The organism is Shewanella nanhaiensis, from assembly GCF_019457885.1.
Lineage (GTDB): Bacteria > Pseudomonadota > Gammaproteobacteria > Enterobacterales > Shewanellaceae > Shewanella > Shewanella nanhaiensis.
On the sequence record NZ_JAHZST010000007.1, the window covers coordinates 125,829 to 140,435 of the forward strand.

Below are 14,607 nucleotides of genomic sequence, written 5' to 3' on the forward strand. Positions count from 1 at the left end.
GAATAATAAATTTTAATAGAAGGTAAACAGATGAGTAAATTAGCCGCGTTTAACTTTCAGCAGTGGATAGATGAGCATCAGCACCTACTCAAGCCACCAGTGGGTAACGTACAGATCTGGGAAAATACCGACATGATGGTCACTGTGGTCGGTGGTCCAAATCAGCGTACCGATTTTCATGACGATCCTGTCGAGGAATTCTTCTATCAGCTCAAAGGCGACATGGTGCTTAAGATCATCGAAGAGGGCAAGTGCCGCGATCTGTTTATCCGTGAAGGTGATATCTTTTTCCTCCCTCCCCATGTTCGCCACTCCCCCCAGCGCCCTATGCCAGGCAGCATAGGTTTAGTGATAGAGCCTAAACGCCCAGAGGGCGCCAAAGATGCTTTCGAGTGGTACTGCTTTAAATGTGATGGCTTAGTTCACAGAGTTGAGGTGTTACTTAAATCGATTGTTCGAGATCTCCCCCCCATCTATCAAGCTTTCTACCAAGATGAGCTAGCCCGAACCTGCCCCCATTGCGGCGAACTGCACCCAGGAAAAGAGCCCCCACAAGGCTGGGTGACCCTACTAGAAAATAAAGAGCAGGATAAGTCATGAAGGTTACCGATATTCACTCACACTTTATTCCACGTGAGTGGGAAAACTTGCAGAAAAAGTTTGGCGGCAATAACTGGCCCTGGATGGCCCATAAAACCGCTGCCAACGATAACCTTAATCGTCAGACAAGCAGCGCCATGTTAATGCGAGGCAGCCAAGAGTTCAGGCCTGTTTACTCCGCCTGTTGGGATCCACAAATTCGTCTAGATGAGATGGACCGTGACGGGGTCGATAAACAGATCATCTCTGCCACCCCAATTCTCTTTGCCTATGATCGCCCTGTAGCCCAGGCCAGTTATTGTGCCCAGCTCTTTAACGATGCCGCCCTTGATATCTGCGCTAAGAACAACAAACGTCTGTTCGCCCTCGCTCAAGTTCCCCTACAAGATATCGACGCCTCCTGTATTGAGGTAAGCCGCGCTAAAGCCTGCGGCCATGTAGGCGTGCAGATAGGTAACCATGTTGGCGAGAAAAACATGGACGATAAAGGGATACTCACCTTCCTGCAACACTGCGCAGATGAAGATATTCCAGTATTTGTCCACCCCTGGGACATGATGGCTGCTGATCGCACCAAAGATTACATGATGGGTTGGACCGTAGGCATGCCGGCAGAAACCCAGCTCTCTATCGTGTCGATGATATTAGGTGGCGGCTTCGATCATATCAGTGAAAAACTCAAAATCTGTTTCGCCCATGGTGGCGGCTCTTTTGCCTTTCTGCTTGGCCGACTCGAGAACGCTTGGCTGCATAAGGATATTGCACGGGGCCACTCCCAGCATCCGCCCAGCCACTATCTCAATCGCTTCTACCTCGACACTGCCGTGTTTGATCACGATGCCTTGGCACTGCTGGTGAAGAAGATGGGCCCAGATAGGCTGATGTTTGGCACCGATTATCCTTTTCCCCTAGGAGAGCAGCAGATGGGGCAATTAATCAAAAGTGCTAACGAACTAGATCAACAAACCAAGCAGAAGCTGTTATCTGATAACGCCGAACAGTTTTTTACCCTTTAGCCGCCGAAAACTAGCGGTTAAAAATCAGCAAAATAACAAGAGATAAACCCTATGCTTATAGATTTAGCCAAAAAACTTGACCAGGCAGCGGCAGATGCGACTAGCATAGCCCAGCTCTCTTCAACCACTCAGTTATCCCTTGATGATGCCTATAAAGTACAGAAGATCAGTATCGAACAAAGGCTAAATCGAGGCGAGAAGTTGGTCGGTTACAAGATGGGATTTACCAGCAAAGCCAAGATGATTCAGATGGGCGTCGACGATCTAATTTGGGGACGACTCACCGACGCCATGATGATCCAAGATGGCGGCAGCATAGACTTAAGCAAATATGTTCACCCCAGAGCCGAGCCTGAGATCGCGTTTCGCCTAAAAAAACCACTTTCAGGCATAGTGACCAAAGAGGAGGCATATGACGCTATCGACGCGGTTGCAGGGGCAATTGAGGTTATCGATTCCCGCTATCAAAACTTTAAATTCTCCTTAAGTGATGTCATAGCCGATAACTGCTCGAGCACAGGCTTTGTCGTCGGACCTTGGCACAGCCCTGACACCAATATTGACGGTCTGTCTATGATACTCAAAGTCAATGATGCTGAGGTCGAGCGCGGCAGTAGCAAAGATATTTTAGACCATCCGCTTAACTCGCTTATCGAAGCCGCTCGCTGTGTCGCCCAATATGGCGAATCGCTACAAGCGGGGCAGATAATCTTAGCTGGGGCGGCAACCGCTGCCGTTGCCTTAAAGCCAGGACAAACCATCTCCACTGAGATAGAGGGCCTATCGCCCTGTCAGTTCAGTACTTGTAACAACACAAGCAACAACAGCAGCAGCCAAGCTAGCAAATAAGGGATCACCATGACATTTGAAAACACACTCGCATTTGCTCAGCAGCAAGACAGGAATGATCCACTAGCGCACTATAGCGATCAATTTCATCATCCTGTTATTGATGGCAAAGAGGTGCTTTATTTCACAGGTAACTCATTAGGATTACAGCCTAAAACAGCCAAAGAGCATATCAATCAAGAGTTAGAAGATTGGGCTAAGTGGGGCGTTGAGGGACACTTTCACGCTGTCAATCCTTGGGTCAGTTACCATGAAATCTTAACCCCAGCCTCGGCAGAGCTAGTCGGTGCCAACGAGTCGGAAGTGGTTTGCATGAACTCACTGACAACTAACCTGCATCTACTGTTTGTCTCTTTTTATAAGCCAACAGCCAAACGCTTTAAGATAATCAGTGAAGCCAAGATGTTCCCATCAGACCGCTACCTGCTGGAAACTCAAGTGCGTCACCATGGACTCGACCCTGATGATGCCATTGTTGAGATCTCCCCACGAGAGGGTGAATACCTGATCCGTGAAGAGGACATCATCACCGCAGTCAATGACAATGCCGATGAGTTGGCACTGCTGTTTTTCGGTGGCGTTAACTACTTCACCGGTCAACTTTTTGATATGCAACGACTCACTAAAGCTGCCCATGATGTCGGCGCATTAGCGGGCTTCGATCTGGCCCACGCAGTGGGTAACGTCCCGATGCATCTTCACGACTGGGATGTGGATTTTGCCGCTTGGTGTACCTATAAATACCTCAACTCAAGTGCAGGTAACGTGGGCGGCATATTTGTCAACGACCGCCACGGCAACAACACTGAAATCAACCGTTTCGGTGGCTGGTGGGGACACAATAAAGAGCGACGTTTCTTGATGGAAAATAGCTTTGAGCCAATGACAGGCGCAGAGGGCTGGCAGATAAGTAACGCTCCGGTGATGGGCATGGCGATACTGAAATCCTCACTGGATATCTTCCACGAGGCGGGGATTGAAAACCTCAGAGCCAAAAGCCTTAAGCTGACCGCTTACCTTGAGTTTGTCTTCAACGATATCGTTAATCAGTTTACCGATATTAAGCTTGAAATCATCACTCCAACCGACCCTGCTCAACGTGGCTGTCAGCTCTCAATCAAGCTAGTGGGCACCAATAAAGAGTTCTTTGAGGCACTTACCAAAGCTGGAGTCATTGCCGACTTTCGTGAGCCAGATGTGATCAGACTGGCACCAACGCCACTTTATAACAGCTTCGAAGATGTCTATCTGTTAGGGCAAACCTTAAAAGTCTTAGCGCAAAACTGGAGGCAACATGGATAAGCAGGTAAAAAATATCACAGTTGCCGGGGCGGGGCCTGTAGGCGCTCTACTCTCGGTCATGTTAGCCAAACAGGGGTACAAGGTCGATCTATTTGAGTCCAGAGTCGATTCACGTAAAGCCAGTATCTATCAAGGTAAGTCGATTAACTTAGCCCTTTCCGATCGCGGCTGGCTAGCACTGCAAGCGGTGGGACTCGACGATAAGATTCGCGAGCACGCCATCCCCATGTATTGCCGTGTGATGCACGACCTAGCCGGTAACCTGACCAAGCAGCCCTACGGCAAGGAGGGTCAAGCTATTTGGTCAGTCTCTCGCGCAGGGATCAATGAACAGCTTATCTCTCTGGCCGAAGAGGAGCCATTAATTGATGTCCACTTTGAGCATCATCTGACTCAGCTCGATTTCGATACCCTAAACAGTGAGTTCTCCACCAAAGAGGGAGAGAGTAAGCAACATCAAAGCGATCTACTTTTTGGCGCCGACGGAGCTTTCTCTAAGGTCAGGCGCTTAGCCCAAGAGCTACCGAGACAGAGGATAAGTTACAGCCTTGAATATATGCCACAGAGCTATATTGAGCTGACCATAGCCCCTAACCAAGATGGCAGCCATAAACTGGAAAAGAACGCCCTTCATATCTGGCCAAGAAAAGCCTTTATGCTTATTGCACTGCCTAACGCTGATGGCTCTTTCACCTGCACCCTATTTTTAAATCATGAGGGGGAGCTCTCTTTTCAATCTCTAGATAGCAAGGAGAAAGTCACTCAATTTTTTGAAGATAACTTTGCCGATGCCCTGCCCCTTCTAGACAATCCAGTCGATGAGTTTATGCAGAAATCAGCCTCTCCTCTATGCCTAGTTCATATCTACCCTTGGGTGGTCAATAACAAGGTGGGGCTTATCGGTGATGCAGCCCATGCCATGGTGCCATTTTATGGACAGGGGATGAACTGCGGCTTTGAGGATTGCCGTATTCTTAATGAATTGATTCAAAGCCACGATCACAATTGGGAACAGATCTTAGCCGCCTATCAGGCGGAGAGAAAACCCAATGGCGATGCCATTATCGAGCTGGCAAAACGAAACTTTGTTGAAATGAGTGATTTATCAGGCGATAGTAACTTCCTGTTGCGCAAGAAGATTGAAAGTGAATTCAATAGAATGTACCCACAGCTTTGGGTTCCTCTCTATTCGATGGTCACCTTCTCTCCGCATCAATCTTACTCATCTGCGCTGACCACAGGTGACATACAAAACGAGATCATGGACGAAATCATGCAACTGGATAATATTCATCAAGAGTGGCAATCCCCCCATGTTTACCAACTGCTGCATAAACTTGTATTAGAGAAACTGGAGAGATAATCATGGTATGCCCACATAATAATCCTAAACAAGGCAATACCCGAGAGATGGAAGACTCCATCCATACCGACTTTAACAACGATATGTCCTACGGTGATTATCTCTGTCTTGAGCAGATTTTATCTGCCCAGCATCCACAATCAGAGGTTCACGATGAGATGCTGTTTATCATCATTCATCAAACCAGTGAGTTGTGGTTAAAACTGGCAGGCAACGAGCTAGACACCATGATCCACAATGTTCAACAGGGTGATTTTAGTCACGCCTTTAAGGTGATCTCACGAGTCAAACAGATCTTAAACCAGCTGACTCAATCCTGGAACATACTGTCGACCTTAACCCCTGTTGACTACCTAAAATTTAGGGACGCACTGGGCCGCTCCTCCGGCTTTCAATCCTACGGTTATCGTAAGATTGAGTTCCTACTTGGCAATAAAAATGCCGATCTTATCCAAGTTCATGAGAGTAATGCGCAGGTACACAGCGAACTGCAGGGGATCCTCGAACGTCCTAGCCTCTATGATGAGGTCATTCGCGTGTTACATAAACAGGGGCTAGCTATCGATGACAGCGCACTCAATCGTGATTTTACTCAGCCTTATCAAGCCAATGAATCGGTACTTAATGCTTGGCTCAGCGTCTATCGTAATGCCGATGAACATTTTGAGCTTTATGAGCTAGCAGAGAAGTTAATTGATATCGAGGACGCCTTTCAACAGTGGCGCTTTAAACATATGTATGCCGTACAACGCATCATAGGTAATAAAATGGGAACTGGTGGTTCATCGGGTGTGAGCTTCCTTAAAAAGGCCTTGGATATCAGCTTTTTCCCTGAACTGTTCGAGCTAAGGACACACCTGTAAATGTCAGCTTCAGATAAGGATAGGCTTGAGAAAGCCCATCTCGAAAAAGAGGTTCTTGAAAAAGCTTCTTTTGATAAAGGCTCTCTTGAAATAGAGTACTCGCCCAGCAGCTGTGTCGATGACATCATGATCTATATTCAGCAGTATATAGATCAAAGCCAAACTGTTATCGAGCAAGCAGTTAGCGAAAACTCTGTCTTAAGAGATCTTAAATACGCTGACAGCGGTAACACAGGTAAGGATGAAGTACTCGATCTGTTTCTTCCGACTCATCAAAGTGCAAAAGGCAAAAAACTGCATGTCTACATTCATGGCGGCTACTGGCAGGAGCTCACCAAGGAGGAGTCTGCATTCGCCGCTCGCACCTTTCAGCAAGTGGGCCACTACTTCGCCGTTATCAACTACAGCTTGGCACCTAAGGCGAGTTTAACCGAAATCGTAGAGCAGAACCGCCGCGCCCTTGCGTGGCTCGTATCTCATGCCGATGAACTCGGTTTCGATGCCGATGAGGTATACCTATCAGGCAGCTCAGCTGGCGCTCATCTGTGTTTGATGATGCTACAAACCGATTGGCAAGGCTATTTGGCAAATAACTATCTAAGTAATAATGGCTTAGCTAATAGCCCTGTTACATTTGCTCCTAAAAAGCCCTTTATCAAGGGTGTATGCGCCGTCAGCGGGATCTATGATATTGCCCCTCTGCTGCACACAACTATTAATAATCCACTGCAGCTAACTGAGCAGGAGGTCGAAGCCAACAGTCCTTTTCGCCATGCCACTCAGCATCACTGCCCAGTGATTATCGCCTTTGGTGATAATGAAACCAGTGAGTTTAAGCGCCAAAGTTTGGCCATGAAAGCTCAACTGGAGGAGCAAGGGTTTGATATTACCTTTAGCGAAATTGCAGGTCGAAACCATTTTGACGTAATTTTGGATTTGGGTGTAGAAGGAACTTGGTTATTTGAGGAAGTGCTAAAACAGATGTGTTAGAGATCTTCTCACCATGGCGCTCATGGAAAAGAGCGGGCTCTGCCCTGCTAGGGCGGCACTGCGTGCCTACGAGTACGCTCGCAAGCTCACTGCTAGAACGCTTCGCTGCGATAAATGTTTAGCCCATGACTATTATCCTCTCCGTGGCCCTCTGTTTTCTATGCTGTAGATAGCCTTGGTTTATCGTTAAGGAGAGACACTCTCACCACAGAGCGCTTCGCTTCCACGGAGTACACAGAGAAGAGCTGGAGGCTTTCAAAACCTTTCAAGCAGTTGCTTCTCTCTGTGTCCTCTGTGGTGGATAGCTTTAATCTTGTATTAAAGTAAAAAGCCATCAATAGATATTGATGGCTTTTCTATCTCTAACTCTATCTCTAACATCGGCTAAGTTAACGCTTTTCTATGCGCTGTTCAGGCTCTTTCAGGTCATCGAGAATATCGCTGTATAACTCTGGATACTTGTCTTGCATATAGGCATCGAGTGTTAACCTTTGCTCAACTAAGCTTTGCTCTTGTTGCCAACGCTCCCACACTTGAGAGTCACTGCTAACCAGATATTCTATCAGGGCTTTAGGTTGCACAATATCGACTCTCTGCTCTTCCATCATCAATTTTTGTGCAGTAAAAAGTTCCTGATCATATTGCATCGCTAAGTGCTGAAATAGATGTTCCTCATAATAGTGAGACACCATCTGTGCGTACTCATGAAGTATGGTTTCGCTATAGTCGTCGACGATCACCACGGCCATCTTATTGGCTTTACAATCACCTGGTGTGTGGACATTGGTTTCACCTAATTTCAGACCGGTATCGACACCGTCATAAAAAGCGTATGACACCACCTTATATTGACGGCATTGCCTTAAACTACCGAAAGAAAATATTGTTCCCGAAGGGGCTGGAGCAACATCGAGCCATCCGCGGCCATGATCAGAGCTAGTCCATGAGATTGGTGGCTGATCTCTTTTCGAGCAGATAGAGTTCATCGAACTCAAATTACCTAACTTCTTATAGCAGACTCGAACAAACTCAAATGCCGCTGGGTTTGTGTAAGTCACCTCAACATCAATAGATGCCTCAAATTTAGATGCCCCCGGTGCAACATCTACCACAGAGATACTGCTTACCAACACATCTGTCTCAGGCTCTGAGGAGGTCGATTGCTTATAGGTACCTATCTTGCGCCATTTGGCATCTTTCCATTTTCCCCGCCAGTTTCTCTTCTTACAGTAGCACCACACCTTAAACTTATATTCAGTGCCAGAGCTCAATCCCGTCGCGTGATAGCTGTTGGAAGCCTCATAATATGGACCTACACCACAAACATTAACCGTCGGCGTCTTTCGATAACACACTTTATAGTTACTGCCTACGTGATCATAATCACCACTGGGTACGGTCCAAGTTATCGATATTGAGCTATCGTCACTGGCCGTTGCCCATACAGAGCCAATACCGCCCGCTGCATTGGCTCCGCCACAAAAAAATAACAGTAATATCGACGAGACGATTGCAGCCCCCCTTAATTCAACCCATCTTCCTATAAAAATACTGAGTCTTGATACCACAGCCCCTTGCCAACTGTTACGAGTGAACATATCCCTCATGCTATTACTCCTTGCTTATTTAAGTGAAGCTTCAAGGTATATCCATAATGGATAAAGCATGAAGCACTTCTAAGGGAGAAACTGGGGGAGCTGGGTAAAAACAGGGAGAAATTGTCAAATAGGCCAAGTTACCTTTGTTAACAATAGGTAAGTTTAATCTTGTTTTCACCTTCCTCCTAGGTAGAATGAATCCATCGTGGTGATGACTTTTAAAAAAAACAATCCCACTTATATTTCAACCGATTTTCAAATCGGTATATTAATAATAAACACACAAGTATATTGCTAATAGCACTTGTTATTAGGGCTATTTATGAGCCCTAGAAATGTAAAAAGGATATTACATGAACAAGCTTTGGAAACACTCTTTAATCTGCGCATCTCTGGCTTTCGCGCTCACAGCCTGTGGCGGAGGAGGCGGTTCAAGCACTCCTGAAGATAAAGTAGAAACACCACCACCACCACCACCACCACCACCTGAAACAGTGGGAATGTCGGGCAAGGTGATAGATGGCTATGTCTCTGGCGCGACGGTCTGGTTGGATATTAATGGTAATGGCACTTTTGATGTCGATAGTGAGCCTTCTACCCTATCGGGTGCTACAGGCAACTATGCATTTGAGTTCACTCAAGAGCAAGCCGACTGCGTACCTTATGCCACCTTGTATGTCGATGTGCCTGTTGGGGCTATTGATGAAGACTTAGGTGAGGTAACCGAAGCCTATCAGATGTCAATACCGCCCTCTATCACGCCATTGACCGATGATGATATTAAAAATATCTCCCCTTTGACCACTGTGCTCTGGGAGCAGTTAGCTGAAAAGTTAAAAGGAACTGACACCCCCAATTTAAGCTGTGATAACTTAAAGCAAGATACTCAACTGCGAGCAGAGCTTGTGCAGGAACTCAGTGAGGTGATGAACAATCTTGTTTATCACTACAACCTCTCTGAAGCGCAAATTTATGCTGACTTTATCGCAGATGCGGACAGTGAAGCCTATGATATTGCTCAGGCCATTGTCACAGGGCTTAAAGCCTCCTACGCCCATAAAGTCAACTTAGAGGCTGAGTTTCCTGGTACTCATGAGATCCGCGTGGTTATCTATCAAGATAGCGATAAAGATAACGATTTTGGCTTCGACCAAGCTTGGTACCGTTCAACATATATCTCTACTGCAACAGGTTACGATTTGGAAGAGGTGAAGCTCACAGCAGATCTCTCGGATGTTGATATTGTACTTACCGACTTAGCCCGTATTAATGCCCCTTGGGGTGACCAAACATTAGCAGGCCAGTTCAGCACGCGTGAAGATGCCTACTATAATACCGATGGAACCTACCGCTGCTCTTCATTTGAAAAGGTTAGCTTTAAACAAGAGGGTATCACCTTTGAACTTAGCAACACATCATCAAGTGAAGACAACTCTGATACCATCGATGGCTGTGTACATAGTGCTAGTACGCCATATTCACGTAATCACTTTATCTCTTTTGTAGAAGAGGGGAAACACTATTTTGCCAGTTTTTTCTTCAGAGAAGCACAGGCTGAATTTAACTCCCTCCCAGACTGGGTGGACTTCAAAGATAAGGCTGAACAGTTAAACGCTGCCGAGCTTATCGGTCATCTTTCCCTATTGCCAAGAGGTTGGAATGATGAGGTATTAGTCGATACCGAGCTATGGCGTAAACGCATGTGGTTCGACAATATTCAGGTCGACAAAGACAGTCATGACAACTGGACAAGAGCAACCCTGCAAGAGGATAACACTAGAGTTTATGAATGCAGTACAGATGGTATTAACTGGAAGGCTTGCCCTTCTTAGGCGCTACTCTAACTAAGTTTAGCCCTATTTAGTTTAGTGCTTTCTAACTTAACTTTGTCTAGCTAGGCTTTCTAGCTAAAAAGGGGCGATTCATATCGCTCCTTTTTTATAATTATTTCAAGGCGGTACTGTGCAAGTTTATCTATTTGATTGGGGTGATACGATTAGTAAGGATGTAATTCCAGCACAAAAAGCGGGATTAAATGCGATCTGGTTTAACCCAAATAGATTAAAAAATGAGAAAAGGTTAAAACAGATCCACGCTCTCAAAGAGCTAACGAAATATGAGATGGTTTAACCATTCAATGTCTGGATTACTGGTTTTGTCTGTGGTACCGGTTATCAACGATAATAATCAATCAACTCACTCAACTCTCAAAATTAGCCAAATAATAAAGATAGGGATATAGATGGATACTTATATTGTCTTACTTAGGGGAGTGAATGTTGGTGGAAAAAACTTGCTCCCAATGAAGGAGCTTAAGGCTCTTTTGGAGAATAATAGCTTTAGCCTCTCAAACTGAACGCTTTGAACTGCTCGGTAAAACCTTCTATTTACATGCCCCTGATGGTATTGGCCGCTCTAAACTGGTTGCCAATATTGAGTCTTGCTTAGGCGTTGCTGCAACAGGGCGAAACCTAAATACGATTAACAAACTGAACGAAATGATGGACAAATAGTAAGCCTGATTGAAAATATGATGGCGTTAATATTAGCGCCATTAATGTTCATATGGTCGCTCTTCCATTATCGTAAAACCTTCTCAGCAAAGACTGAAGAGATATAAAAAAGGGCTCTAAGAGCCCTTTTATCAAATAGTAACTGGTTTATCCCATCGAGTTACTAGTTACACCTGGTCACTGCAATCGCTTTTTCATGAGCGTTATCGTCGGCATAAACATCAGCCTGATTGACAATCCCTTCACCAGCACTACAGCCAGTCACTTCTGCTTGGAAGGTAAAGTGAGCAGAACCGCCCTGTACAGAGCTCACTGCCAGATCGGCTCCTGGCGCTATACCTGAACCATCACCTGAGAAGTAATAAGATGAACCTGTACTGCCATCTTCATTCTCTGCTCCCACAGAAGCATAAGAAAGATCTCCTAACCCACCATAGGTAAACCAGATCCCTCCTGCACTGCCATTTAACACCCATACCTGGAATGTGTACTGCTCAGCGTTACTGCTTCCATAGAGAGGAAGACTGTTCCACTCATAGACAGTGAACTGGTTTGGACCTGCATTGAGGACACCAACATACATGTTACCGCCATCATTCATATTCAAGTCAGACCAGAAAGGGGCCAACAAGTTATTAGGCGGTGTAGCATTAGGTAGCTTATTAATTGATGCAGAGACAGCATTACCGCTCGCCGATCCCACCTCTAATGTTCCGTTCACCGACATGGTCATCTGGGTGTACATCTGGCCATTATATTGGAACGCTGGCACATTAAAGCTAAAGGCACCATCATCACAATCTGATGGACAGCCTAATGGAGAAATACCTAGATTGGCCAAAGGAAACAATCCAAAAGGTGATGCCGAAGGCGTCACAGCTATAGAGCCAATATCAAGAGTACCCGTCCAACTGGCACTGTTACCGTTTAAGCTAAAGGGCGAGATACTGGTACCGTCAACAATTGTCGCAGTTTCAGAACCCGCTATTGCAGTGACTCCAGCTGGTAGCGAATCGCTTAAGTCAATATTACCACCTAATTGACCATTGGTGATGTTAATACCATAGGTCAAAGTGTCACCGTTACTGGCATCAGCTTTATCCACGGTTTTAGTAAAGACTGCTGCATCTGTACTCGTAACTGCATTGATAGCAATCGGCATATGCATATCTGGACCATCGCCTCGACGAGCAATATCTACCTGACCAAAATCCCAGCCACTGGCCAAACTACTATCGACACTGACGGTAAAGCTACCCGTTTTTCCACCCTTAATCTTCAATCTAGAGGGTGACACTGAGTAACTCGCGTCTCCTCCACTGGTACTCAAATCAACATGGACCGTATGTTTCGCTGTATTTGTGAAGGTACGAGTCCACTCACAGCTACCCACACATTTACCATCTTGCATACTTGCAATGTTTAATGTCTTAGGATCTCCGCCGGTTTCAGGGTTCGCATTCCAGAAATTAAGCGGCGTTTCATCTAATACCAGATCAACTTCTATTGCGCGAGCAAGGTCAATACGACCCGCTCCCATATCAAAAGGATCTGCAGGTGTTACACCATCCTCTTTCAGAACACTGCTATTAACACTTGTCATCATCATGGCAGATCTAACTGCATAGGGTGACCATGCAGGCTGCGCTGCAGAGACAATGGCACCGGCGCCTGCGTTATGCGGGCTAGACATAGAGGTTCCACTTAAGAATCCATACACATCTGGTTGCGATAGATCTGAGGTACTTAATGCCGCCAGAATATCCACTCCAGGGGCTGTAAGATCAGGCTTGATAATATCCAGCGCGGTATTAGGTCCACGTGAACTAAAGCCTGCCATGACATCACCTAAACTGTCATCTAGTACCACCTCATAACCAGAGATGGAGGCAACGGTATTGGTGTTTGATGCTAACCAAGCTTTAAGCGTGTCAGCAGCGGTTACACCTAGATGCAGTGCTGGTAAATAGTGTGCATCACCTGAAACACTCTCTCCATTCGATGCTAGATTTGCTAACACAAATCCACCTGCGCCACCTGCTAACACATTTTGACCTTTAGCCGTACGAGCAATAGCGCCTCGATCACACACCACTATCTCGCCATTGAAGTGCCCTGCAGGGAAAGGATCAAGACATTGAGCTGGATTACTATCATTTTGACTGCCATTGGCTGTCGGATGATCGCCGGCATAGACAATCGATGCAGGTCCATAGCCCGATGTAAAACCAACGCTAGAGATATCAGCGAGTGGCCCCTGATCACTGTCCATATCGAGCAGTGTATTCACTAAGCTTCGATTATGAGTACTCGCACCTGTGGTTGATACCCAAGGTGATTGATGACCTAAAGTCGATGCTCCTGGACCACTGTTACCCGCAGAAGCTGCTACATAGATACCCGCAGCTGTAGCATTCAAAAAGCCTATCTCAACCGCATCGGTATAGGGGCTGCTTCCACCAGAAATAGAGTAGTTCAATGCATGTATACCATCGGGAAGATTAGCCGCATCAACCACAACTTGGTTAATTGCTGCCAAGAGTGCAGAGCCGGGGCAGCCTGCAGTACATACATCATAAGCGATGATATTGGCATGGGGAGCGACACCAGATACATTACGTGTTAACGATGTTGTGGGCGCCTCAACAGAAGCAATGGGGTTAACATTACCCGCAACTGTACTGGCAGTGTGAGAGCCATGTCCGTCGCTATCTTCAGGCACTGGGTAATGACTATCTAAGGGGACAAATGACCAAGCACCAATCAGTTTATCATTACAAAAACTAGCATCTTGGGTATCACAATAACTTCCAGGCAGGTAGTTACCAGAGCCCAGTGGGTTAGTATGGTTGTAACCATCACCGCCAACATCCGCAAATGAAGCGTTACCATGGTTGATCCCGGTATCTAACACTGCCACGACTATCCCTTCACCTTGAGAGTGAGGAACATTATTAGGCGTGCCGCCCCAGATAGAGTCAGCGTTAATCCATTTAGGCCCTGAATCTGTATCTGGGGTTTCGATATGCTCTAGATAAACGCGTTTAACCTCAGGGTTAGACTCCAGCGCTTTAGCTTCTGCTGCAGACATCTCAAGAGCAACACCGTTGAACACATACTGATAGTCAAACTTAACCTTACTTTGCGCACCTAAATCAGCGACAAATTTCTGCTGATTCTTTTTAAGGTATTTATGGTAAGCCTTACTCTCTTTGCTCTTAGTATTAAGCTTATTTGCACCGGTCATTTTATTACTGGTTGCTTTATAGCCTTTAATACCACCGTTATAGGTCGCTAAAGGGGGAGCGGTAAATTCGACAATATAAACACTATTGCCTGCAGTACTTGTTTTATTTAACTTTCCCTTACTCGCTAAACTGCTTTTGAGTACAGGTTGATGTTGCGCGTCCACGCTAAGTTCTGCAGCATGCACAGAGCCCATCGCCATTGTCACTGATATACAGAGTAATTTCATACGTAGGTGGGACATAGTAAGATTTCCTTTCCTGTATT

The 14,607-nt window shown here is 46.0% G+C and carries 12 protein-coding genes; 10 read left to right on the forward strand and 2 right to left on the reverse strand.

Features of this window, described 5'->3' with window-relative positions:
- Positions 1-30 precede the first annotated feature (30 nt).
- The 7 genes from K0625_RS11705 to K0625_RS11735 are packed head-to-tail and all read left to right on the forward strand — an operon-like array spanning position 31 to position 6,983.
- A complete protein-coding gene (locus tag K0625_RS11705) occupies positions 31-600 on the forward strand; it encodes a 3-hydroxyanthranilate 3,4-dioxygenase (protein ID WP_220109865.1) in 570 nt (189 codons plus the stop codon).
- Entirely contained in the window at positions 597-1,616 is a 1,020-nt protein-coding gene (locus K0625_RS11710) for an amidohydrolase family protein (protein WP_220109866.1), read from the forward strand. Before K0625_RS11705 ends, K0625_RS11710 begins: the two co-directional genes overlap by 4 nt.
- A gap of 51 nt (positions 1,617-1,667) precedes the next feature.
- Positions 1,668-2,465, forward strand: coding sequence for a 2-keto-4-pentenoate hydratase (locus tag K0625_RS11715; protein ID WP_220109867.1), 798 nt, complete (start codon positions 1,668-1,670; stop codon positions 2,463-2,465).
- A gap of 9 nt (positions 2,466-2,474) precedes the next feature.
- Complete coding sequence (gene kynU / locus K0625_RS11720) at positions 2,475-3,767, forward strand: kynureninase (RefSeq protein WP_220109868.1); 1,293 nt, start codon at positions 2,475-2,477, stop codon at positions 3,765-3,767.
- On the forward strand, positions 3,760-5,130 hold the full coding sequence (locus tag K0625_RS11725; RefSeq protein ID WP_220109869.1) for an FAD-dependent oxidoreductase: 1,371 nt from the start codon (positions 3,760-3,762) through the stop codon (positions 5,128-5,130). Before kynU ends, K0625_RS11725 begins: the two co-directional genes overlap by 8 nt.
- Before the next feature lie 2 nt (positions 5,131-5,132).
- Complete coding sequence (gene kynA, locus K0625_RS11730) at positions 5,133-5,993, forward strand: tryptophan 2,3-dioxygenase (RefSeq protein ID WP_220109870.1); 861 nt, start codon at positions 5,133-5,135, stop codon at positions 5,991-5,993.
- Positions 5,994-6,983, forward strand: a complete 990-nt coding sequence (locus K0625_RS11735) for an alpha/beta hydrolase (RefSeq protein ID WP_220109871.1) — start codon at positions 5,994-5,996, stop codon at positions 6,981-6,983.
- A 389-nt stretch (positions 6,984-7,372) separates the two neighbouring features.
- Here the strand turns inward: K0625_RS11735 and K0625_RS11740 are convergent, their stop codons facing one another.
- Entirely contained in the window at positions 7,373-8,590 is a 1,218-nt protein-coding gene (locus tag K0625_RS11740; protein WP_220109872.1) for a fibronectin type III domain-containing protein, read from the reverse strand.
- Between the two features lie 344 nt (positions 8,591-8,934).
- Between K0625_RS11740 and K0625_RS11745 the strand changes: the two genes are divergently transcribed.
- The 3 genes from K0625_RS11745 to K0625_RS24605 all read left to right on the forward strand — a co-directional run bounded on the left by K0625_RS11745 (position 8,935) and on the right by K0625_RS24605 (position 10,937).
- A complete protein-coding gene (locus tag K0625_RS11745; RefSeq protein ID WP_220109873.1) occupies positions 8,935-10,413 on the forward strand; it encodes a hypothetical protein in 1,479 nt (492 codons plus the stop codon).
- Between the two features lie 130 nt (positions 10,414-10,543).
- A complete protein-coding gene (locus tag K0625_RS11750; RefSeq protein ID WP_220109874.1) occupies positions 10,544-10,711 on the forward strand; it encodes a hypothetical protein in 168 nt (55 codons plus the stop codon).
- Between the two features lie 112 nt (positions 10,712-10,823).
- Positions 10,824-10,937, forward strand: coding sequence for a DUF1697 domain-containing protein (locus K0625_RS24605; RefSeq protein WP_232847060.1), 114 nt, complete (start codon positions 10,824-10,826; stop codon positions 10,935-10,937).
- 320 nt (positions 10,938-11,257) lie between these two features.
- Here K0625_RS24605 and K0625_RS11760 read toward each other — a convergent pair whose 3' ends face one another.
- Positions 11,258-14,584: a S8 family serine peptidase gene (locus K0625_RS11760; RefSeq protein ID WP_220109875.1), complete on the reverse strand. Its 3,327-nt coding sequence runs from the start codon at positions 14,582-14,584 to the stop codon at positions 11,258-11,260.
- Positions 14,585-14,607 lie beyond the last annotated feature (23 nt).